The following is a 21,821-nucleotide window of genomic DNA, read 5'->3' as shown; positions in this document are numbered from 1 at the left end:
ACTATCTGTAAGCCAATTGCCCCGATGCTCCTCCCAGTCCTCCCCATTTCTTGGTATCCTCCGGACAGAAACTGAGCATCTGCTCCTTCACCCACAATTGTACACCCGAATTACGGATCGCCGCAAATACCTGCTCCCTGTCATTACGATAACAGACGGCTGCCGTGACCACCTTATCCTCCGGTATACAGCGCCAGTCCTTGATCGTAAACCCTTCCCATCGGCTCATTTCCTCGACAAATGCCCTCAAGGGTATGTTGTCATAGCGGCGCACCACCTTGGTCCACACGATGGCCGATTCGAAATTTATGCCCTGCGCGGCGATCAATGTATCACGTACCACACCTGTCTGCCCGGTAGGAACCGTTGCACAACTCCGATTTTTAGAGAATTTTCAAAATATCTGACCTCGTTTAAGCCTTTTTAAGCGAGGTCTGTTGTTTTATGTGATTTGCTAATCTATATTTTGACAAGCTTATATCCAATTATTTGAAGGCTGTAAGCTGCATTTTCGACACACAAACAAATCACCGATATTCTCCGCCCACATAAATTTTCAGTATTTCCGATTAAAACATGAGATATTTTTTTAGTATCTTTATCAATAGGTTGTCCTCCAATAAAGCAAACCATTATCGAAGTAACTTTTATCAATTATGGCCTTACCCCTAAATGAAGCACGAGATATAATTTCAAATTCTCCGTTTGTAAAGGAACTAAGCAATTTGGCTTGTACAATTTCTTATCCCTATTTGAATATCCAATTCGAATTAAAAGGTCTTTACAACATATATAAGTATGTTCATGAACAGTTTGTCGGTTGGGAGAAACTGAAGTCAGAGGCACCAGATTATATAGTCAATCAGAGCCATAGATATTTTAGAAATATATTGATTGCTTTACAAAGGTTTATAAAGGAAGAATTAAATAATGCCGCTACGTCAGAGAATACTATCAATGTCTTATTTAGTAGGAATATATTAACTGCTATCAAAATTCAACCCAACATTTATCCGTTTCCATTTGATGAACCCGAAATCGATTTTTTAACGAAACTTCAGTCCAAGGATGAGAATCTAAGTAGAGCCGCTTTTAATTATTTGATCGGTAACAGTCTAAACATAAATTCGCCATATATTCTAGAAGGAGCTATTATGGCTTATGAATTTCGAAATAAGGAAAATTCAGACATCTTTAACCGCCGGGTAAAAGAAAAAAGATCATTGGACAAACTAAAATCTAAAATTGAGAGTCTTGCCGTTGAATACGAGAACGATTTGACTTCTTATATAGCTAAGTTAAAAGAAGACTTCAAGGAACATACAACGGCATTAGAAGATTTTAAAATAGCCAAAGAAAAATTAGTTATAGATTGGTTCATTACGGAAAAAGGAGAAGTTGAATCTTTTAAGAAAACGGCCAAAGATGATATTGATAATATACAGGCCAGTTACCGTGATAAATTGAAACTGGAAGAACCTATTAAATATTGGGCTGATAGAGCAACAGATTTAAGAAGAAAAGGTGACCAACTATTAGGGGGAATTATTATTACTTCACTCCTCTTTGCCGTTTGTGTATATTTCTTACTATGGCACACGCCAGCTGATATGTTAAATTCTATTTTCAATGGTGATCGCGCCGCCGCCATTCGTTGGTCTTTGGTTTTTGTGATTTTCGTATCTATATTTTTCGTAGTAGTAAGAGCGTTATTAAAATTTATGTTCAGTAATTTTCACTTGGCGCGTGATGCCGAAGAAAGAGAAAAACTCACCTATCTATACCTATCTATGATCGAGAAAGGTGCGCTCAACGAGGAAGAGCGGAAGATTATTCTCCAATCCTTGTTTAGCCGATCTGATACGGGGTTGCTGAAAGAAGATTCTTCACCGACAATGCCAAATATTGGAAATTTGATGAATAAATAATTTACGGTGTTGGTATGAAGATATTGCTAATCAGTGAAGAGATACGGCTGGCCCCTTCATATTTCAAAATGTTTGAGGGCGATAGCCTGCTCGGGATGGTTATGCGTATATGGAAAACGCTTTTCCAGCTTACCGTCTGAAATCATCTTTGCCAATATTTTATTTTTCAGATAATCTACAGATTTTCCGATGATCTTCGCAACCTCATCCATCTTTACATAATCATGCTTGCACGCGCGCATGATCGCTTGCTCGAGATCAGGTTTTGATAAACGATTTACTTTCTGTGACATGGAGGTGTCAACCCTTGTTGAGGTATCAACCTTAGCTGAATATTCTTCACACTCTGCCCCCTATCATACTTACTTTCAAAACGTTTCGAAAAGGTGTCAACCTTTGTAGAGGTGTCAACCATTTGCTTAAGTTTATATATTGTCTAGCGACCGTTATTATCGGATTCCAGATAGTCCAATGCACAAAGTTTTTTGAGCATGCCCGTTATTGCCTGAGCTGTGCATATTCATTGGCGGAACTTGGTACCCTGATGACTACTTACACGATAGCCTACGGAGATGATGACGTCGAGGTTGTAATATTTTACCTCGCGTTCTTGCGTTTTTTCACTGATTGCGCCATGTTGAGTGGTATGTCGGAATTTCCGACATACCACGTCTTCTTCCAATTCTCCTTCTTCAAAAATATGCTTGATGTGCTCCGTAATGGTCGTTCTACCCTTCTGAAAAAGCTCTGCCATCTGTGCCTGTGTCAGCCATACCGTCTCACCCTCCAGCCGGGTCTGGATACGGGTAACGCCGTCGTCGCTTTGATAAATAATAATGTCACTTTGTTGCTCCATAATCCAGAAAGTTTAAAACATCGTGCAATAGACCATATACCTGCTACTCCAAGACATAGACCTCTGCTTTGACTCGATCAATATCTCGAAGGTACTCATCGGCAATGGGCCACTAAAACTAACTGATGTATCATGAGAGGTATGAGTCATGCACTAAATAATCATGGTTTTCTCCGCAAAATAGCGATTTTATGGGGATTAATCAATATGGAAAACCGTAAAGATCAACCTTTTTCTTGATGACGGGAAGTGCTAGTAACAAATGATTATCTAATCCATAATTATTTTCATTCCTATTTGTTTTTGTAATCATGGATATTTCATACTTTTATACCATGAGCAACAATGATATCATGAAAAAGCTCCGCGTAGCTTTAAAATTTACCGATGACGATATAATTGAAGTATTGGCCCTGGTGGATTTCAGGGTGACGAAAACTGAACTGGGTGCAATATTCCGTAAGGAAGACCACCCTAATTTTAAACCTTGCGGTGATCAGTTGCTCCGCAACTTCCTTAATGGGTTGATTATCTATAAACGTGGCCCTAGACCTCGTCCTAATCCGAAGGATTAAATTGAATAAAAAGCTATCTCCCCTATTTCCATTTGATCTGATGATGTACCGATAGCACAGCGTGGTTGGTTCCGCTTGCCGATCCCACATTTTGGTACATATATCCCGCCTGTATGCCCAGAACATCCGATATTTTATAGCCTAATCCCAGATAAGCACGGTTTCTATCAAAAAAATCCATACCCTCATCATCCGACAGGTTTAAGAAAATCTCATCGTACAGGGCTGCATACCATCCCTTAGCACCCAATCCATGCGATGTAAATGGAATATCCACAAATAAGCAATAGCGAAAACGTCCCGAAAAATCCTTGTCTTCTATAAAACGTTCCTCCAGACGGAACCGATGTCGCATACCGGCACGCAACACCTTATGCGAAAAAAGTGCTTCCTGATATATTCTGTTTTCCTGAAAAGGCCGATTAGGACTTCCTGCCTGCTCGTTGTATATAAAACCATAGCCCACCGTTGTCCATAGATACGGTTTGGCCTGATATTGAAGTCCGACACGAAGAAGAGTCTGATTGTGATCGCCCATCAACTGATGATCCCGCAGTTGAAGTTCATGATGGATTGCAAATTTACCTGTTTTGATCCTAGTCTGGCCGAAATATATCAGCCAACCCTGTGGATCCTTTTGGGCAAAAGATACTGATGTAATAAAAATACCGATGAAGGTGGCGAAAAATACTCTCATCCGCTAAAAATAGTAGATGCAGTCCAAAATCTTATCTACTTCCCTGTAACAATACTTTGATACAGTTTTAAAAAGTATGATCCCTCCTATCTGTTGGACAATCTCTGCGCTAAACGAATAGCTTACTTTTCTTGGTTATCAACGGGTTTCTTTCGAGGATCAATTTTTTTCTTTATATACTGCACCAACGAAGGGTCGGGATGTTCTTCCATATCACTCAGCTCAAGCTCTAACGCTTTGTTGCTCAACTGAATTTCTACAAAAGAGATGACTAACGATGTGGTAAAGAACAAAAGGCTTAATGCAAAGGAAATCTCGGCGATCAGCATATTCTCCAGATAAATACCATACATACACAGGATGCAGGCTATAAAGCTCAACACACCCATACCCTGCATATGCCGCAGCAGTTTAAGCCTATAACGTAGATTACTTATCTGGCCTTTTATGACCCCACCTTTATGGTGTTCGAGATATTTGGCATGTAGATTCCGGACCAAAGCAGCCAGAGCCAGAAATCGATTCGTATAGGCCAGCATAATTAAACTGATGGCCGGGAAGAGCAGAGCGGCGGTGTTGTACGTGATCATGAGCTTGACAGTAATATGTTATCTCTTTGTAAAAGCAATTATCAAAGATATTAAGAGCATGTCTAAAATCCATATAATATTTTTGGTAATCGTCTTGCGATCCATAGCTATCGTCCGAAAGTTACTTAATAGAACAACCTAAAGTGTTCAATGTCGCATCGAGGTTGTAGCTTTGGGATATCTATTGATCTTAAAAAGTAAAAAGCCTAAATTTGAGAATTAAGCACAGGCAAAATGAACAATAAAAATATCGAACGTGTATACAAAATGTCTTTTGCAGGCGTCTATCCGCATTATATCGCAAAAGCAGAGAAAAAAGGACGCACCAAAGCCGAGGTAGATGAAATCATATGCTGGCTGACAGGATACAATGAAAAGGATCTGCAAAAGATCCTTGACGACAAAACCAACATAGAAACATTCTTTGCACAGGCTCCGCAACTGAATCCGAATGTTTCAAAAATCACAGGCGTGATCTGTGGTTACCGTATAGAAGAAATAGAAGATCCGGTCATGAAAAAAGTCCGCTATCTAGACAAACTGATCGATGAATTGGCGAAAGGCAGGACAATGGAAAAAATTTTAAGAAAATAAGTAATACACAGAGCACCATGCGAACATTATCACTCTTCATAGCCATGAGCCTGGACGGCTACATAGCAAAGCCGAACGATGACCTTAGTTTCTTGGAATTGGTAGAGAAAGAAGGCGAAGATTACGGCTATGCGGAATTTACGGCAAACATTGATACCATAATTCTCGGCAGAAAAACTTACGATTGGGTACTTAAAGAAATTGGTACGTCCCATTATGACAATGGGGAACGGGATGTATATGTCATCACGAGAAACGAAAGACCAAATGTAGGTAGAACCACCTTCTATACAGGAGACCTACACGACCTCGTGCAACAGCTCAAAAAAGGAACCGGAAAGAATATTTATTGTGACGGTGGCGCAGAGGTAATAAACGAGCTTTTGAAAAACGACTTGATTGACGAATTTATTATTTCGATTATTCCCGTATTGGTTGGCAGCGGAACTCGTCTTTTCAAAGATCACAGACCCGAACAATTACTTGAACTGATAAGCGCAAAAACTTTTGACACAGGATTAGCACAATTGCATTACAGACGAAAGAAATAAGCAAGAAAACGGCGGAGGTAGATCGTTCTTGTCAAAAGACCCGAAAACCGCCATCACAAAATCAACAGGAGTTACAAATTATGGTAATTGTATACTTATCTAACCAAACGACATAAACCCCTATTAATTAAACCGTCATTTCGACGAGGAACGAGGAGAAATCTATGGATAAGTAGAACGATAGTCTATCCATAGATTTTCCTTCGGAGCTGCTTCGCGGTCTCTCTTCGTTCGAAATGACGATAAAACTTGGCTACACAAATATATAATCACCAAAATTCTTTTTAAATATCCATGACTCTTTGAATTGCTATTTAAAACACTGATAATAAGCCACTAAAAACAAAAAAGCTTCTCATTTCTGAGAAGCTTCTTGGGTAAGCAATGGGGCTCGAACCCACGACCCCTAGAACCACAATCTAGTGCTCTAACCAACTGAGCTATGCCTACCGTGATTTTGTGACACAAAAGTAGTATAAAACTACATTAGCTCCAAATATTTTTGAACAAAAAAAGGGTTAAAAACAAAAGGAGTTCATTTATAGCGACATAAAAACACGGGAGTTTTGGACTCCCGTGTTTTTACTTTAAATCATCTCCACACTCCGCTTGATAAAGGAAGTCAGATCAGACCCTGTCAATAGCCCCCTAGATAGAAGTGCCAAGTCGAAAGCCTGCTTGGCCAGCTTCTCCCCTTCCCCATTCTCACTAGCCAATATACGTTTGACCAAAGGATGATTTCCGTTGACACTCACTTTGTAATTGTCCGGCAATGTACCGTAGAAGCCCATACCGCCACCTGTTTTGGCCATATCTTTCATCCGACGCATAAATTCGTCCAAAGTCACCGATACCGGCAATTCATCTTCATGCAAGGCCTCTATCTGCACATTCATATCTGTACGATCGATCGCTTTTTGGAAAAGTTCGCTGACCTTTTTGCTTTCTTCCTCGGTCAAGGTCAGTTCTATTTTTTCATCCTTTTGGATCAGCTTGTCGATCACGTCCGAGTCCACACGTTTCAATTGTACCTTCTCTCCTCCTTTTTGTTCGAGATAGCCTGTAAAGTGGCTATCCAAAGGCCCGTCCAATATCAAAACATCGTATCCCTTGCCTTTCGCTGCCGCGATATATCCATCCTGCTGGGCTGGATCACTGCTGTACAGATATACGATATTGCCATCCTTGTCCACTTGGATATCCTTTACTTTCTCATAATACTCCTTGAGGGTATAACTTTCGTTTTCCGTATTTTTGACCAGGCAGAACTCGTTGGCTTTCTCGGCAAATTTCTCATCACTCAGCATACCGTATTTGATAAATAGACCGATATCGTTCCACTTCTCTTCAAAACCTTTACGATCTGATTTGAAGATTTCCTGCAACTTGTCAGCGACTTTCTTCGTGATATAACTGTTGATCTTCTTGACATTGCTATCCGCCTGTAGAAAAGAACGGGAAACGTTCAATGGAATATCCGGCGAATCGATCACACCATGCAATAGCATCAAAAATTCCGGCACAATATCTTTGACCTCATCGGTAATGAATACTTGGCGGGAATAAAGCTTGATCTTGTTGCGTTGAATTTCCAGTTCGTTCTTGATCTTGGGAAAATAAAGGATACCCGTCAGATTGAACGGATAGTCTACATTCAGATGTATCCAAAACAGGGGTTCGTCCATCGCATAAGGGTACAGCTCCCGATAGAAGGCCAGATAATCCTCGTCTTTCAGTTCTGAAGGTGCCTTTGTCCATGCAGGACTCATATTGTTGATGATATTGTCAACTTCTACAGACTTATATTTTGGTTTGCCCTCCTCGTCTTCGCCATCAGGCTCAGAAGTAGTCTTGGTACCAAAGCGAATAGGTACAGGTAGGAATTGAGCATATTTGTGCAATATATCCTGTAGCCTGGCCTTGTTCAGGAACTCGGTAGAATCGGCATTGATATGCAGGATGATATCTGTGCCTCGTGTAGTTCGTGATCCTTCGGATATCTCATACGAAGTACTGCCATCACAGGTCCAGTGCGCAGGAGTGGCACCATCCTGATAGGAAAGAGACTCGATCTCCACCTTATCGGCGACCATAAATGCCGAATAAAAGCCTAACCCGAAACGGCCGATGATTTCGTTCGCATCTTTGGCCTCTTTAAATTTTTCTACAAACTCCGTCGCACCCGAGAAAGCGATCTGATTGATATACTTCTTGATCTCCTCGGCCGTCATCCCTATACCATTGTCCGAAATGGTGATGGTCTTGGCTTCTTCGTCAAACTTTACATCAACCGTTAGGTCTCCTACCTCGCCGTTGTATTGGCCCAAAGAAGAAAGACGTTTGATCTTTTGGGAAGCGTCTACGGCATTGGAGACCAGCTCCCTCAAGAAAATTTCATTATCCGAATAAAGGAATTTTTTGATGACCGGAAAGATGTTCTCGGTGTGGATCGAAATTGTACCTTTTTCTGTGCTCATATAGTTAGTTCTATTTTACATATTAAAAATCGAACATCCTATAGCAAGACCTGTTCCAATTGGCTTTTTAGGACAGTATGGCAGGGTGATGATGACAAAATATCAATAGGCAGACAGTAAAAAGGTCATAAACCGACATTCGGGCCGGATAGGGTTTGTAGATAACTTTCTGCATTCATTACCGGAATGAGGGCATTTTTAAAATCCTTTTCATTTCGGGTAATGATCAGATCACAGCCCGTAGCGACTGCACTAAAATATTGCATGGCATCCTCAAAATCTTTGAATCCCGAAACGATGGCCTTGTCGACCACTTCATCATCCATAATGGACATACTACAGATCAGTTTAAATTTTCTGATCTTTTCCAATGCAGTTTTTGCATTTTCATATTTGGCAAGGAGATAATAGGTATTAGAAATAGAGTTTGGAGAAGTATATACCTTAATTTTCTTCTTGTCTGCTAAAGTCAAAACTTTGGCTATAGGTTCGTAGAAGTCTACCCTTTCTCCAAGAAAGTCTATGACGACATTCGTATCCAAAAACACACGTTGCATCTTATTGATACTTTTTGTCTAAAAAATCAATATACTCTTCTCTCGCTGTTTTATAATCTGCATCGACAGGGATACTTTTTCCGCTTGAGATACTTTTTACAAAAGGCGAAATCTCGAAATCGTCATTTTGTTCGCGGGTCAACGAATCCAGATAATTTTCTATCAATCTGGATAGGCTTGTTTTTTTGTTCGAAGCATATTTCTTAGCTCTTTCGATCACATTATCATTCAGCTTTAGTGTTAGTTTAGTATCCATACTTCTACTTTTTATACGGACAAATATATCTATTTTATACGTATTTTTTAAATTTAAGGTATGATTTATTACAAAAATTTGTTTTTTCAAAAATACTCTACTATATTTGTAGAGTATTCAGAATTGCATGTGCAATACCAACCGAGTGCAGTCACCGCGGTGGTAAAATAATACGGGTGTAAAAGCCAAAATAAACGTCTGCAAAAACGCTTATTTTCCCTTACGATTTCTGAATACAATTTATGGTTTAACGTTTTAAATTTTTAAATTGTATGTCAACAACAATTCAACTCTACCAACACTTATTGGAAAAGTTCAGCACCTATTCTATCGAGGAATTGATCCAACTCAACAACGAAACCGTTAAAGGTCAAGGTTGGGGTTCGGCCAAAGCAACGTTCCGCACCGCCATCATCGCCGCATTTTCCAAGAAAGGGTTGGACCTCTCGCGCATCGTCCAAAAAGAAGACGGTTTCACGAGCATCAACCCTGTCCCCGTACGATTGGAGCATAATGTACTGGTACCGGCTGTGGATTGATCTTATATCCCATTCATCTCCGTCAAAATAATCGGTTTGTTTTCGGTGATAAGGATCGTATGCTCATGCTGTGCCATGTAGCCTCCCTTGTTGCCGACCATCGTCCAACCATCGTCCTGCGTATCGGCATAGGTTGAGGTCGTAGAGATAAATGTCTCCACGGCCACAACCGACCCTTTTTTGAAGCGGCGGTGATCGTATCTGTCCCTGTAATTCAAGAGATTGTCAGGCTCTTCGTGCAGGCTACGCCCTACACCGTGGCCAGCCAGGTTTTTAATGACTTTGTACCCTTTTTTTGTAGCCTCGGTCTGTATAAAAAGTCCCAGATCCGAAATTCGCACACCGCCCTTGATACGCATTATAGCCCGGTAAAGAATATCCTTGGAGGTATCCACCAATTTTTGATGCCCCTCCATATCTTTTCCAAGCACAAAAGAACACGCATTGTCCGCCCAATAACCTTCAAGTTCTGCCGAAACATCAATATTCACCAAATCTCCCTCTTTCAAAATACGCTGGCTCGAAGGGATACCATGACAAAACTCATGACCAACACTGATACAGGTCCATCCCGGAAAACCATAGGTCAGAAAAGGTGCAGATTTCGCTCCGAACTCCCTTAATATCTGCGCACCATAATCATCCAATTCCTCTGTGGTCATACCTACTTGTGCGTATTCTCTCATTCTTCGGAGGGTATGAGCGACAGCATAGCTCACCTGCTTCATCCCCATCAATTCGGTTTCGTTTGTAATAGACATCTTATAACAAATTGTATTTCCAGGGAAAATCCGGATTCACATCCAGGCACTCTTGCTGTAAGAGCTTATTTCCATATGCCAAAATCGGTAACACCATATCCAGAATATTTTTTGACAAAGTTCTGGATTTGGCCACATCGAGGCAATGAACAAATGTTAATTAATCTCCCGACGGATACGGCTCAGGCCTTGGGGTGTCGTCCCGATATACGAGGCTATATATTTAAGTGGGATATACTTCAATATCTGCGGTTGTTCTTCAAACAGTTTGAGATACCTTTCTTTGATCGTGTGCTTTAGCAGATATATTTCGCGTCTACTTTTTGAGAGGTACAATTGCTCAGACGCGAAGCGTCCCAAATAATTACCTACCTGGGTCTGACTATAAACCCTTTGCATAGCATCATAGGATATCTGCCAACCAGACACAGGGGTCAAAGCCTGCAAAGCATATTGCGATGGAGTCTGGGTCAAAAAAGACTCGTAAACACAGGTGAATTCCTTCGCAAAGGCAAATCCAAAGGTCAGTTCACTTTCTATATCTGGCACAAAAGACCTTACTATACCGGAGTCTATGAACAAGAGTCGACGTTCGGTTTCTCCCTGTGGGGTAATGATCTCATTTTTATCAAAGTGCACTGCTTCAAAATGAGAAGCTATAAATTCCCATTCTGCCTCCTTTAGGGTGACAAACTGTTCATAATATGCCCTGATAAATCCCATTTCTCTTAATTTGTTGGTTACTAAAGTAGCTTATCCTTACTCATACCAAAGGTACAACAATCCAAAAATCCCAACAACATTTTCCAAAAACAAATGCCTATATTCCTTTGTTTTATAAGTATAAATGGACTTAAAATTATCATAAAATGGCTTACTCTAAATTTCAACGTATATTGGTCGCATTGGATGACAGTCCCTGCTCGGAAAAAGTCATCGAATATGCCCGTGATCTGGTATCAGAAAGCACTTCCGTTGCCTTGGTCACGATAGTTCCACCCACCTCGCCTGCAAGCTATGGTGTCGACCCTTTATTGGGTCAGCAACCCATCGTCGTCCCTGAGGTATCAGAGACCCAACTACAGGCGGCACAGGATTACCTGGACAGAATCTCAGCACATTTTACCTCGGCAAAGGAGGTCTTTACCTTCAGCAGGATAGGCAATATCCGTGAAGAAATACTGGACACTTGTGAGGAATGGGCTGCAGATCTCTTGGTCATGGGAACCAACGGAAGAACGGGATTTGATCTGTTTATTTCGGGAAGTGTGTCGACTTCTGTGATCCGTAAGTCACACTGCCCTGTACTGATCGTACCGAGCAAATGTGACTAAAAAAAAGCCGTCATGTTGAGCGTAGTCGAAACATCTTATTCTAGTGAAGCAATACTATAATGAGATCCTTCGACTTCGCTCAGGATGACGAGTTGAATTTAGTTTTTTTTAGCCCACCACTATTGACGTTTAACCAATCTCGCTACAAACATGGTATCGGCTTTCTCACGATAGCCATGGAGGACATGCATCTTGTCCACGGCCATCCCATGGTCAGAGACCAGATAATCGACCACATCCTCATTTTCTGATTTATAGACAGAGCATGTGATATAAGTCAACGATTTGCCAGGCTTTAGCGCCTGAACGACATTGGAGGCAATCGTACGCTGCAATGTGGAAAACTTCCGAAGCTTTTCTTCGGAAAACTGTGCTTTCATCTCCGGGGTACGTCCCCAAGTACCGGATCCGGAGCAGGGCGCATCTAAAATGATACCATCAAATAATTCTCCCTGCAATATGTAATGTACGTCCTGTGTGAGATCAATGATCTTTTTGCGATACGGAACAGTTATGCGTGCCTTTTCAAAACGTTCGTCCAGATTTCTTAAGATGGACAGGCGAATATCCGATACCAACAGATCTATGTGAGGATATTTATCCAAAAACAGCAGAGCTTTGCCTCCCGAAGCTGCACAGGCATCCCACCACTTCTCCCCTTTCAGAGCTTCTATATCATCCAATGTTCGTTGGGAAGAGAGGTCTTGTATTTCATACAATCCGGCCACTTTTGTCATTTCCTGGAGTTTTGTTCCATTGGGTAGTGCGACCGCTTGCTCAGATAATTGTTTGAAAGGGATTTGTCTGTATTCCAGCTCAGAAAGGACGGCTCGTTCATTTCCTCGTTTTAGACGAACAAACAAATCGGGTTGAATGAGTTGGCTTACTAGAAATTCCTGCTTGTCGATGACATCAGAAATCTCGTTGACCAAAGGAAAAAACACATGCATATCAGCATGAATAAGAGCAATTTTTTCTGGTAAGGGTCTTTTTATCGTGGCATGGAGTTCGGGAGCCAATAATTGAACCATGGACGACTCCTGTTCGCATAAGTATTCTGCATGAACGACCCTATCCAATGGAGAGGCACCTTTTTTCCAGTCACCGATCCGAAAATAATTGTAGCATAGACGAGAGGTCATCCGTCGGTCAGATGATCCCATTTGCTTATTTTCCTTATAATATCGGGTTAAAAAACGTGCCAAAGGTTCCTGCCCAGTGTACGCACTGATGGCCTTTTCAAAGTTACGGATCTGCTGCTGTACACGTTTTTCGTTCAATTCCATGTACAATACTATTGTAACTGAAAGCTTCCGTTTCGGTATATCCGGACAGCAACAGCCTCATTGACATACCCCCACGTATTGTTGTGCGAAAATTTATAACGGCTATATAAACCTTCGTACTCTTCTTTCTCCAGGTTATCTTTGAGCTGTGCCTTGTCATATTTAGCCAACAAAGAACCAAAATATAACGCACAGTCATACCCTCTGAAAGAATGGTCTGAAGGTTGTACACCATATTTCATGCTGTAGGCCTCTTTGAATTTCTTTGCCGGAGCAGTCCACTCTTTCAAAACACTCTCCGAAGGTATCCTGGGTTTCAGATCCGCAAATTCCGGATAAATGCTCCAATCAAAGCGATCCCAAAGCGGATGCCCATACAATTGAAAATTATAAATCCCTTCTTTGGCTTTACTGCTTAGGTTATTGATGAGCGTCCGGATCTGCAGCTTGTCCGTCGTGCCGGCAATAACATGGGTAAATCCGGTATTGGACAGTTTTTCATTGAGCTGCGTGATGCTGGATACGGACACAACATTCACATTGGCCTTGACCTGCCTGATCGCCGCCAACATACCGTTGAGAAACTGTCGTCCGTCATTGTCTGCTGTATTGTAGATAATAATGACGTCCCCGCCTGAAAATCCATTGGCCACCTCACGGGCTATCGCTTGGGTATGTGCTTTGATCGGTGGTCTCAGCGATACCAGATTGGGAAGATTGAACTCCGTAGGCATACTCGCTGCCAAGGGATTGATCTGCAAGACATCCTTGTTGGATAGATTGGTGCCAAAAGATTTGATCTCCTTGGGGTACACAGGCCCTACGACTACAGCTGCTTCAGAGACAGTCTCCGACTTGGCCAGTGTGGCATTTTGGAAATCATCATCTCTCGAATCCAGTACATCCAAATAAAAATTTTTCCCTTTACGGGCCAAGTCTTCCAAACCCAGCTGAAAGCCTTGATAAAAATCCAATGCCAAGGCCGAACGCTTGACATCCTTCTCCAAAATAGACGATGTGGATATCTGATTCAGCTGAAAGGGCAGTACTAAAGCGATGTTGGAACCAGCCAAATGTTTTTTTCCGGCCACATCCTTCGTCTCTTTGTCCGAAGCAGCGTCCGACTTCTTAGTATCAGTTCCGCTGCCTACATTGCCTTTATAATCAGGAGAACGCAATACACCCACCTTTGGGGTACATGCCGCTACTCCAAGAAACAAAATTATGCCGTACAGAACTGAAATATATTTCATTGTTTACTCCCATTCAATAGTTGCGGGCGGTTTTGAACTGATGTCATAAACGACCCTGTTAATACCTTTTACATGATTAATGATTTCATTGGAAATCTTGGCCAGCAGCTCGTAAGGTAAATGTATCCAATCTGCTGTCATACCATCCAATGAGCCTACAGCTCTCAATGCCACTACATGTTCGTAGGTCCGCTCATCACCCATCACACCCACAGACTGTATCGGCAAAAAGATCGTGCCGGCCTGCCATATCTTGTCGTACCATCCGGATTCCTTCAGATTTCGGATATAGATATCATCAGCTTCCTGCAAAATCCGTACCTTTTCTTCGTTGATATCACCCAAAATACGGATTCCCAATCCTGGACCTGGAAATGGATGTCTATTTAGAATGTTCGGATCGATCTCCAAAGTCTTGCCTACACGTCGCACTTCATCCTTGAACAAGGTTTTCAACGGTTCGATGACCTTGAGTTTCATATAGTCTGGCAGTCCACCTACATTATGGTGTGATTTGATGGTAGCCGAAGGTCCTTTGACCGATACCGACTCAATGATGTCCGGATAGATCGTACCCTGCCCCAACCATTTGGCTTCAGCTCCTGCCGGCAATTCTTGTTGGATATCTTTCGACGCTTGGTCGAACACATCGATAAATGCGGCACCGATAATTTTACGCTTTTGCTCGGGCTCTGTCACGCCTTTTAATTTCTCAAAAAAGAGATCTTTCGCATTGACTCCCTTAATGTTGAGCCCCATATGTTTGTACGATTCCAATACCTGCTCGTACTCATTCTTGCGCAGCAAGCCGTGATCGACAAAGAAGCAATGCAAGTTCTTACCTATGGCATGATGCAACAACACAGCCGCTACGGTAGAATCAACACCGCCTGATAAGGCCATGATAACATGATCGTTGCCCAACTCTTCTTGAAGTGACGCTACGGTAGATTCCACAAAAGATTCGGAGGTCCAATCTTGGCTACAGCCACAGATATCCACGACAAAGTTTTTGAGCAAAATCTGCCCATCCGTACTGTGTGTTACTTCGGGATGGAATTGTATACCGAAGGTATTTGAATGGCCGACTTGATAGGCAGCGACCCGAACCTTGTCCGTACTGGCAATAATCCTAAAATCTGAAGGTACTTCCTTGATCGTATCCCCATGAGACATCCACACCTGTGACTGTACAGGTACACCTTTCAACAAAGGGTTTTCCTGGTCTACAAACTGTAGATTAGCACGACCGTACTCCCGTATCTCGGACGGTAACACCTCACCTCCATTATGCTGTGCAAGATACTGAGCACCGTAGCATACAGCAAGCAATGGACATTTATCTTGAAAAGCCGCATAGTCTATCTGAGGTGCATCAACTTGTCTCACCGAATAAGGGCTTCCGGAAAAAATGACTCCCTTGACACTATCGTCTAAATCAGGAACTTTGTTAAATGGATGAATTTCACAGTACACATTGAGTTCACGGACACGTCTTGCGATCAACTGCGTATATTGTGAACCAAAATCAAGAATGAGTATTTTTTCAGACATGCCGCAAAGTTACATATTCATCGCGGAATTCGGCAATGTTAATTTGCTAAGGGACTAAGTTTTTTTAGTCTAAGCGGCTCTACTTTTATTTTGCCAGGAAGAAACAAAATGTTGTGCATTTTTTCATGCTTTGTGCAGGTCTGGTACTAAAAACTTCTATTTTATTTAAAAATATCAAAAGAATATCTGGCCATAGACCAGAAACCATCCAGCTCAACAATCCTTGACTTAAAAAACGAGATCAGATCCGGCCAATCACCCGTATTGAAAATACTGACTTTTTCAATCTGTGAGACAATTCGGGACGTCACCTTGTCATAGTCATCGGAATGATCCTCATACCAGAGCCATTCCGCATCTGAAAAACTTTCGAATACGATTCGCAGTTCAAGAAACTGTTCATACATCAAATGGCGGATCCCATCGTCAGGGTGAGCAATTTCAATAGAAATCCGGGCGGTTTTATTATCCGCATCCATTCGAAAGAAAAGATATTTGACCCCTGTTTTATAGTTTACCCAATTGACCTTTTCCCCGTCTGCCGAAGGAACTACAGACATATACTGCCCGAATGTCGTCCAAAATTTTTCTTTCAGCCGTTTGGCTTCTTCTTTTGTGTACAAACCTACTTTTTTCACAAAACTATATACTTTGGCTAAACTTTTATGGATATATTCTGTTAAAATGTAAAGCGTATAATGATGGACAAGAAAAAATCCTTACTACTTTTGACGGCTACTGCTGCCGGGGCAGTCATCTACAACATTTGGAAACCTGTAAAATCAGATCTACCTGTGATACAGGACTTCGATCTGGAAAAGTATCTCGGCAAATGGTACGAAATCGCCCGTATGGACTTTTTTTGGGAAAAAGGACTAAAGAATGTAACCGCTGAATACACAAAGAACGAAGATGGTACAATCAGGGTAAATAATCAAGGCGTGAAAATAAAGAACAATAAACCCAAACAAAGTATAGGCAAAGCCAAAATGATAGCAGAACCCAATATCGGAGCTTTGAAAGTCTCTTTTTTTGGACCATTCTACGCCGGATACAACATCATGCATGTGGGTGAGGACTATCAATATGCACTTGTCTTTGGGGAAAATCTCGATTACATGTGGATACTGTCCCGTCAAAAAAGCATCCCCTATGAAATAAAAAAGATGTATATGGATTATGCCGAAAAATCAGGCTATCACACACAAGATCTTGTATGGACTATACAGGAAGATATTTAGAAGAACTATCAACCTAAGATCTTACCTAGTATCCGCATATCCAACGAGTGGTCTTGGGCAATGACACGAGCGATTGTTGACATATCCTGCTCGGTTATTCTGTTGCCTATCCCCCTATTGTACAAAGTGGTCAAATAATAAGCAGCTTCCATTTTGTCTTGCGGATCGATGATCTGCGCATTGACATAATAATTCAACAAAGTCGTCGCAAAATCACCAAACTCCTCAAACGTAAAACGTTTGTGCACCTGATAAAAATCAAGCACATATTTGTCAAAATCTCTTTTTAAAACTGTCTTATCAAACATAAATATTTACCGATACACACAAATAGAAAAACAAAAGTACAAATATCCAGTGTATAACAATTTAGCCCCCCATCCATCTCCCCCCTTATCAAACCCGCCTAGAGACTTCCAACAACAAAAAAGTGACAACACTGTTTAGTATTTTCTAATGCCTTTTTAATATTTAGTTCATACGAATGGTGTATATTTGATCGATTTAATACTAAATACAATTAAACATAATGATGATAAGAAAAATTAGTTTCCTTTTTATTTTTCTTGTTGCACAAGCTTCCTTTGCTTTCAGCCAACAAGCCAAATATATCTTTTACATGATCGGTGACGGAATGGGACTCAACCACGTCAATCTGGCCGAAGTGTACCAAGCCCATCTTCAAGGACAAAACGGGATAGTACCGTTGGTCTTTTCCCAATTCCCCTATTCTTCGTTTGCCACCACGTATTCCTTATCACATGGTATTACAGATTCAGCCGCAGGTGGAACTGCTCTGGCCGTAGGTAAAAAAACCAAAAACGGTGTTATAGGTATGGATAGTACGGCAACTGTACCTTATAAAAGTATTGCTTATTCGGCAAAAGAAAAAGGCATGAAGGTAGGTATCACGACCAGTGTAAGCATAGACCACGCTACACCCGCCTCTTTTTATGCAAGACAGGCCTCCAGAAGCATGTATTACGAAATAGTGCAAGACCTTATCAAATCCAACTTCGATTTTTTTGCCGGATCGGGTTTTCTAAAACCCAACACAACTTTTGATAAGAAAGACGCACCATCCATATACCCACAATTGGAGCAGGCCGGATACAAAATCGTAAAAGGATATGACGAATTCAAAAAACAAAACGATAAAAGTCGAAAACTGGTATTGACCAATGTAGACGGTTCTGCATCACAATCTCTCCCCTTTGCCATCGACCGTAAGGATAATGAAATGAAGCTAGCAGACATCACTTCTGCTGCTATAGAATCTCTTTCCGCAAACAATAAAAATGGATTTTTCTTAATGGTTGAGGGAGGAAAGATAGACTGGTGCAGCCATGCAAACGATGCCGCTACAACCTTACACGAAGTATTGGACTTTAACGAATCTGTCAGAGTAGCTTACGAATTCTATAAACAACACCCTGACGAAACCCTGATCGTCATTACAGCCGACCACGAAACAGGTGGGTTGACCATCGGCAACAAAGGTTCGAAGTTGAACACAAAAATCCTGCAAAACCAAAAGATGTCCCAAGCTGAACTGTCTACATTGATAGCCAATCTACGGGAATCTAAACCCGATGCTACCTGGGAGGAAGTTAAAAATTTACTAGCGGACAACCTCGGTCTCTGGAAAGACATCAAAGTATCCGAGAAAGATGCTAAACCTATATACGAAACTTATCTGGCCAATTTCGTAAACAAGGAAAAGTTAACGCAGAAAACACTTTATGCCAACGACGACAAGATTGCATCCCAGAGCATAGCACTGCTCAATCGCCTGGCATCATTGACATGGGGTACTAAGGGTCATTCTGCAGCTGCAGTTCCCGTTTTTGCTATTGGCTCGGGAGCAGAAAGATTCAGTCATAAAATGGAAAACACGGATATTCCCAAGAAAATAGCCGAAGCTGCAGGACTGAGCCTGTAACATTGTGACAAGCAATACAGAAAAGCCCTTCCTTGATTTCAATATCAAGGAAGGGCTTTTTTGATTATGCGCATAGTATCTGCACACTTTTAGGGCAACGAACATGAGTAAGACAATCCTTTAGTCGGCTCTCTTGATTCAATGTTCTAATGAATCTTCTAATTATGTCCAAAATCATACAGAAGATACAACGGCACCTCTTATGCACTCTCCACTACAGAAGAAGCGCTTTCGGCATAATGGTTTTTCAACACGAGGATCTCATTTACCTTTATTTCGGGGATGGTCCGCTTGATCCCCTCCGAATCGGTATAGATCCGATAATTCAAGGAGCCACAAACCATCAGTTGATTTCCTTTTTTGCCAAATTTCTCTACGACGTTGTTCAGTGAACCCCATACAACGCACTGATGCCATTGGGTAGTTTCCTTCCATTCGCCATTACTGCGTTTGGTCTTCTCATTTGTCGCAAGACGCAAAGTCGACAATTTTGTTCCTTGAGCTGTTGTTTTGATTTCCGCATCGGCACCTAAGCGTCCAATTAATTGAACTTGATTAATTAAAGCATTCATGTCTGAAAAATTTAATAATTTAAAAAATTTTGTTAATTTAACCTAAACAACAAAAGCCCTAGAGCTATTTGCTGAAACAAAGTTGCACACACTTCAAAAGTTTAGTCGGTTATTAAACATTTGTAGTCGACTATAACCATTTGTAAACGTTTACAATCGGATAGTTATGGAAGATAAAGTTTGTTTAGAATGCGAAAATCCCATCAAAGGACGCTCGGATAAGCGTTTTTGTGACGATGCCTGTAGAAATGCCTACAACAACCGCCGGAACAGTGATCACAATAACTTGACCCGTAAGATCAACAATGCGCTGAGAAAAAATAGTCGCATTCTCGAAGAGGTTCTGGGCAATGAAAAAATGACGAAGATACAGGGAGAGGCGCTTAGAAAAAAAGGCTTCAATTTTGAGTATCACACACACCACCTCCATACGAGCAAAGGACAAACTTATCTATTCATTTACGAATATGGTTATTTGCCTTTGGAATCGAATCAATACCTGATCGTCAAAAATAAATTGGAAAAATAAAGCAAAAGGGGCTGTCTTAAAAACCAATCATACCGTCATTTCGACGAGGTACGAGGAGAAATCTATGGTTAAGCAGTTTTTCAACTTGTTGAAAATTAGTTAATTTTAATTCACCCATAGATTTCTCTCTTCGTTAGAAATGACGATTATATGAATTGCCAGACCTTTTTTAGACAGCCTCCGCACCAAATTTAAATACGCCTTCTATATCCAGGCTTGTTCATCATATTATCCAGTGAGTACGTGCCCGATCCCACTACAGAAAACAAGATCAGCAGAAACAGCACCAGAATAGACAACCAAAGCTCTGAATTAAGGTAGCTGAACCCTTTAGTGATATTGACAAAAAATACAGCTACAAAAAGTATGGGCAATTGTATGATTGCCGCCAGTCTGGTCTGGAATCCCAACAAAATAAACAAGCCGCCTACCACATGTGCAAACACGACATAGTGTACTGCCGAAACCAAAGATAGCCCAAAACCGGTAGACTCAATAAGACGGGCAACAGTCTGGTTGTCCATCACAAAACTAATTCCTCGTGCAAAGAGTAATATACCCAATGCAATCCGTACAATCGAGAGCCAATGACTGTGATGTGTGTCTCCCCAATGTTCGATACGTTTTACAAGGTTCATAACAACCTCCTTTTTTATAATTGGATATATTATAAACGTATTTTTTCAGATTTTGTTTTATCGTACACTATAATCCTTTAACAAATTTTAACATCGCAACATTAAACGTTTCCATTGCTTCTACATCTATAAAGATAAACAGGCTGTTTATTACATAATTAATTGTTCATCAACTAAAAAAACGAGATCACATGAAAAAGATATTATCATTCGCAGTATTATTTGCAGGACTAGGTTTCCTCGCTTCTGCCCAAGACAGTACTTCCATCCAAAAGAGAGACGGAAAACACCGCAACAGAGCAGCACAAACTCACTTTGAGAAAAAATCACCCGAAGAAATTGCCAAAATCCGGACCGAACGCTTGGACAAGGAATTGAAATTCTCTGATGCTCAGCGTAAGGAAGTATATGCTTATAACCTAGATCAAGCCAATAAGTTCAAGGAAAGAGCTGAGATCCAAAAAAAGGGCCGAGAAGCCTTACGCAACCAAATGAAGGCTGATCGCGAACGTTTCAAAAATCTTTTGACTCCTGAGCAGCAAAAAATTCTAGCTGAAAAATCAGAAAAAAGAATGCAAAACAAAGAGCATAAATTTAAGGGGAAAAAGAATGGGGAACGTCCAATACGAAAGCACTTAAAAGATAAATCCACAGATACAGAAAATTCCAATAGTTAGTGTTAGTGTAGTTTTACATGTTTGTGCCAAGCCTATCCCTCGATTAAGGGGTGGGCTTTGGTATATCATAGAAGATCTATCCGGACAAAGCACATACAAAACCATTTGGATATCGGGAAAAATTTCTCGCTTTATTAATTTTCAAATATTTTTTTGAAATATCAAAATTAATATTTACCTTAGAATCGATAAAGCACCTAGTTCCATAGGTCTTTTTTATATTAATAGTTAGTGTGATTTTAAGGCGTTTCTCTCCGATTCGCCTTAAATTTTATTTCAAAAAATAAGCTAACAGTGCAACGGCTATCCCCAATAGAATAATCAGCCATTTCAGCCATTTTCCACTTTCAGCACCCTCCGTACTCCTATACTTATAGTCTCTTTTATATTTGTTCATATCCATAGTAAAGCACC

General features: G+C 41.0%; 28 protein-coding genes, 1 tRNA gene and 1 riboswitch. Of the genes, 10 read left to right on the top strand and 19 right to left on the bottom strand.

From position 1 onward, the window contains the following. Position 1 precedes the first annotated feature (1 nt). Positions 2 to 343 (bottom strand): hypothetical protein, encoded by a 342-nt coding sequence (locus tag G5B00_RS04785; protein WP_163872111.1) that lies wholly within the window; start codon positions 341 to 343, stop codon positions 2 to 4. A 313-nt stretch (positions 344 to 656) separates the two neighbouring features. On the opposite strand from G5B00_RS04785, the gene G5B00_RS04780 reads away from it, so the two are divergent. After that, positions 657 to 1,928: a DUF6161 domain-containing protein gene (locus G5B00_RS04780; protein WP_163872110.1), complete on the top strand. Its 1,272-nt coding sequence runs from the start codon at positions 657 to 659 to the stop codon at positions 1,926 to 1,928. A gap of 56 nt (positions 1,929 to 1,984) precedes the next feature. On the opposite strand, the gene G5B00_RS04775 is transcribed toward G5B00_RS04780, so the two are convergent. After that, positions 1,985 to 2,221, bottom strand: a complete 237-nt coding sequence (locus G5B00_RS04775; protein WP_163872109.1) for a hypothetical protein — start codon at positions 2,219 to 2,221, stop codon at positions 1,985 to 1,987. A gap of 227 nt (positions 2,222 to 2,448) precedes the next feature. Further along, positions 2,449 to 2,784 (bottom strand): virulence RhuM family protein, encoded by a 336-nt coding sequence (locus G5B00_RS04770; protein WP_163872108.1) that lies wholly within the window; start codon positions 2,782 to 2,784, stop codon positions 2,449 to 2,451. Positions 2,785 to 3,095: 311 nt separating this feature from the next. Here G5B00_RS04770 and G5B00_RS04765 point away from each other — a divergent pair, with 311 nt between their 5' ends. Continuing rightward, complete coding sequence (locus tag G5B00_RS04765; RefSeq protein WP_240894388.1) at positions 3,096 to 3,359, top strand: DUF1456 family protein; 264 nt, start codon at positions 3,096 to 3,098, stop codon at positions 3,357 to 3,359. Between the two features lie 22 nt (positions 3,360 to 3,381). Here G5B00_RS04765 and G5B00_RS04760 read toward each other — a convergent pair whose 3' ends face one another. After that, positions 3,382 to 4,056 carry a DUF2490 domain-containing protein gene (locus G5B00_RS04760; protein ID WP_163872107.1) on the bottom strand — a complete coding sequence of 225 codons (675 nt, stop codon included), beginning with the start codon at positions 4,054 to 4,056 and terminating at the stop codon, positions 3,382 to 3,384. Positions 4,057 to 4,178: 122 nt separating this feature from the next. Continuing rightward, the gene (locus G5B00_RS04755) at positions 4,179 to 4,646 is read right to left on the bottom strand and encodes a DUF2721 domain-containing protein (RefSeq protein ID WP_163872106.1); all 468 of its coding nucleotides are present in this window, start codon (positions 4,644 to 4,646) and stop codon (positions 4,179 to 4,181) included. Between the two features lie 234 nt (positions 4,647 to 4,880). Here G5B00_RS04755 and G5B00_RS04750 point away from each other — a divergent pair, with 234 nt between their 5' ends. Further along, on the top strand, positions 4,881 to 5,240 hold the full coding sequence (locus tag G5B00_RS04750; RefSeq protein WP_163872105.1) for a DUF2200 domain-containing protein: 360 nt from the start codon (positions 4,881 to 4,883) through the stop codon (positions 5,238 to 5,240). A 17-nt stretch (positions 5,241 to 5,257) separates the two neighbouring features. Beyond that, positions 5,258 to 5,791 (top strand): dihydrofolate reductase family protein, encoded by a 534-nt coding sequence (locus G5B00_RS04745; protein ID WP_163872104.1) that lies wholly within the window; start codon positions 5,258 to 5,260, stop codon positions 5,789 to 5,791. 376 nt (positions 5,792 to 6,167) lie between these two features. On the opposite strand, the gene G5B00_RS04740 is transcribed toward G5B00_RS04745, so the two are convergent. From G5B00_RS04740 to G5B00_RS04725, 4 genes are all read right to left on the bottom strand, one after another. Next, a tRNA-His gene (locus G5B00_RS04740) sits at positions 6,168 to 6,241 on the bottom strand. A gap of 137 nt (positions 6,242 to 6,378) precedes the next feature. After that, positions 6,379 to 8,268 (bottom strand): molecular chaperone HtpG, encoded by a 1,890-nt coding sequence (htpG, locus tag G5B00_RS04735; protein ID WP_163872103.1) that lies wholly within the window; start codon positions 8,266 to 8,268, stop codon positions 6,379 to 6,381. Between the two features lie 125 nt (positions 8,269 to 8,393). After that, complete coding sequence (locus tag G5B00_RS04730; protein WP_163872102.1) at positions 8,394 to 8,825, bottom strand: type II toxin-antitoxin system VapC family toxin; 432 nt, start codon at positions 8,823 to 8,825, stop codon at positions 8,394 to 8,396. Position 8,826: 1 nt separating this feature from the next. Beyond that, positions 8,827 to 9,081, bottom strand: a complete 255-nt coding sequence (locus G5B00_RS04725; protein WP_163872101.1) for a DUF6364 family protein — start codon at positions 9,079 to 9,081, stop codon at positions 8,827 to 8,829. A 108-nt stretch (positions 9,082 to 9,189) separates the two neighbouring features. After that, positions 9,190 to 9,284, top strand: a riboswitch (SAM-I-IV-variant riboswitch). Between the two features lie 69 nt (positions 9,285 to 9,353). Between G5B00_RS04725 and G5B00_RS04720 the strand changes: the two genes are divergently transcribed. Then, complete coding sequence (locus G5B00_RS04720) at positions 9,354 to 9,620, top strand: 5-oxoprolinase (protein ID WP_163872100.1); 267 nt, start codon at positions 9,354 to 9,356, stop codon at positions 9,618 to 9,620. A gap of 2 nt (positions 9,621 to 9,622) precedes the next feature. Here the strand turns inward: G5B00_RS04720 and map are convergent, their stop codons facing one another. Beyond that, positions 9,623 to 10,381, bottom strand: coding sequence for a type I methionyl aminopeptidase (gene map, locus G5B00_RS04715; protein WP_163872099.1), 759 nt, complete (start codon positions 10,379 to 10,381; stop codon positions 9,623 to 9,625). Between the two features lie 156 nt (positions 10,382 to 10,537). Continuing rightward, on the bottom strand, positions 10,538 to 11,104 hold the full coding sequence (locus G5B00_RS04710) for a Crp/Fnr family transcriptional regulator (RefSeq protein WP_163872098.1): 567 nt from the start codon (positions 11,102 to 11,104) through the stop codon (positions 10,538 to 10,540). A 146-nt stretch (positions 11,105 to 11,250) separates the two neighbouring features. Between G5B00_RS04710 and G5B00_RS04705 the strand changes: the two genes are divergently transcribed. Further along, complete coding sequence (locus G5B00_RS04705) at positions 11,251 to 11,715, top strand: universal stress protein (RefSeq protein ID WP_163872097.1); 465 nt, start codon at positions 11,251 to 11,253, stop codon at positions 11,713 to 11,715. 119 nt (positions 11,716 to 11,834) lie between these two features. Here the strand turns inward: G5B00_RS04705 and G5B00_RS04700 are convergent, their stop codons facing one another. The 4 genes from G5B00_RS04700 to G5B00_RS04685 all read right to left on the bottom strand — a co-directional run bounded on the left by G5B00_RS04700 (position 11,835) and on the right by G5B00_RS04685 (position 16,446). Further along, positions 11,835 to 13,001, bottom strand: coding sequence for an RsmB/NOP family class I SAM-dependent RNA methyltransferase (locus G5B00_RS04700; protein ID WP_163872096.1), 1,167 nt, complete (start codon positions 12,999 to 13,001; stop codon positions 11,835 to 11,837). A gap of 8 nt (positions 13,002 to 13,009) precedes the next feature. Continuing rightward, positions 13,010 to 14,254: an ABC transporter substrate-binding protein gene (locus tag G5B00_RS04695; protein WP_163872095.1), complete on the bottom strand. Its 1,245-nt coding sequence runs from the start codon at positions 14,252 to 14,254 to the stop codon at positions 13,010 to 13,012. Positions 14,255 to 14,257: 3 nt separating this feature from the next. Beyond that, positions 14,258 to 15,808 (bottom strand): glutamine-hydrolyzing GMP synthase, encoded by a 1,551-nt coding sequence (gene guaA / locus G5B00_RS04690; RefSeq protein ID WP_163872094.1) that lies wholly within the window; start codon positions 15,806 to 15,808, stop codon positions 14,258 to 14,260. Between the two features lie 161 nt (positions 15,809 to 15,969). Next, a complete protein-coding gene (locus G5B00_RS04685) occupies positions 15,970 to 16,446 on the bottom strand; it encodes a DUF4268 domain-containing protein (RefSeq protein WP_317168828.1) in 477 nt (158 codons plus the stop codon). A gap of 60 nt (positions 16,447 to 16,506) precedes the next feature. Here G5B00_RS04685 and G5B00_RS04680 point away from each other — a divergent pair, with 60 nt between their 5' ends. Further along, complete coding sequence (locus G5B00_RS04680) at positions 16,507 to 17,049, top strand: lipocalin family protein (RefSeq protein ID WP_240894387.1); 543 nt, start codon at positions 16,507 to 16,509, stop codon at positions 17,047 to 17,049. A gap of 8 nt (positions 17,050 to 17,057) precedes the next feature. On the opposite strand, the gene G5B00_RS04675 is transcribed toward G5B00_RS04680, so the two are convergent. After that, entirely contained in the window at positions 17,058 to 17,357 is a 300-nt protein-coding gene (locus G5B00_RS04675) for a hypothetical protein (protein ID WP_163872093.1), read from the bottom strand. A gap of 221 nt (positions 17,358 to 17,578) precedes the next feature. Here G5B00_RS04675 and G5B00_RS04670 point away from each other — a divergent pair, with 221 nt between their 5' ends. Next, on the top strand, positions 17,579 to 18,991 hold the full coding sequence (locus G5B00_RS04670; RefSeq protein WP_205966304.1) for an alkaline phosphatase: 1,413 nt from the start codon (positions 17,579 to 17,581) through the stop codon (positions 18,989 to 18,991). Between the two features lie 200 nt (positions 18,992 to 19,191). Here G5B00_RS04670 and G5B00_RS04665 read toward each other — a convergent pair whose 3' ends face one another. Continuing rightward, positions 19,192 to 19,563: a single-stranded DNA-binding protein gene (locus tag G5B00_RS04665; RefSeq protein ID WP_163872092.1), complete on the bottom strand. Its 372-nt coding sequence runs from the start codon at positions 19,561 to 19,563 to the stop codon at positions 19,192 to 19,194. A 166-nt stretch (positions 19,564 to 19,729) separates the two neighbouring features. On the opposite strand from G5B00_RS04665, the gene G5B00_RS04660 reads away from it, so the two are divergent. Next, positions 19,730 to 20,092, top strand: coding sequence for a hypothetical protein (locus G5B00_RS04660; RefSeq protein ID WP_163872091.1), 363 nt, complete (start codon positions 19,730 to 19,732; stop codon positions 20,090 to 20,092). A gap of 191 nt (positions 20,093 to 20,283) precedes the next feature. On the opposite strand, the gene G5B00_RS04655 is transcribed toward G5B00_RS04660, so the two are convergent. After that, positions 20,284 to 20,730 (bottom strand): DoxX family protein, encoded by a 447-nt coding sequence (locus G5B00_RS04655; RefSeq protein ID WP_163872090.1) that lies wholly within the window; start codon positions 20,728 to 20,730, stop codon positions 20,284 to 20,286. Positions 20,731 to 20,921: 191 nt separating this feature from the next. On the opposite strand from G5B00_RS04655, the gene G5B00_RS04650 reads away from it, so the two are divergent. After that, positions 20,922 to 21,407, top strand: a complete 486-nt coding sequence (locus G5B00_RS04650; protein ID WP_163872089.1) for a hypothetical protein — start codon at positions 20,922 to 20,924, stop codon at positions 21,405 to 21,407. A 271-nt stretch (positions 21,408 to 21,678) separates the two neighbouring features. On the opposite strand, the gene G5B00_RS18270 is transcribed toward G5B00_RS04650, so the two are convergent. Then, positions 21,679 to 21,804, bottom strand: coding sequence for a hypothetical protein (locus G5B00_RS18270; RefSeq protein WP_255453778.1), 126 nt, complete (start codon positions 21,802 to 21,804; stop codon positions 21,679 to 21,681). Positions 21,805 to 21,821: the final 17 nt, after the last annotated feature.

The organism is Parapedobacter sp. SGR-10 (assembly GCF_011030405.1).
Classification (GTDB): Bacteria; Bacteroidota; Bacteroidia; order Sphingobacteriales; family Sphingobacteriaceae; genus Sphingobacterium.
This window is presented reverse-complemented; position numbering and strand designations above follow the sequence as displayed.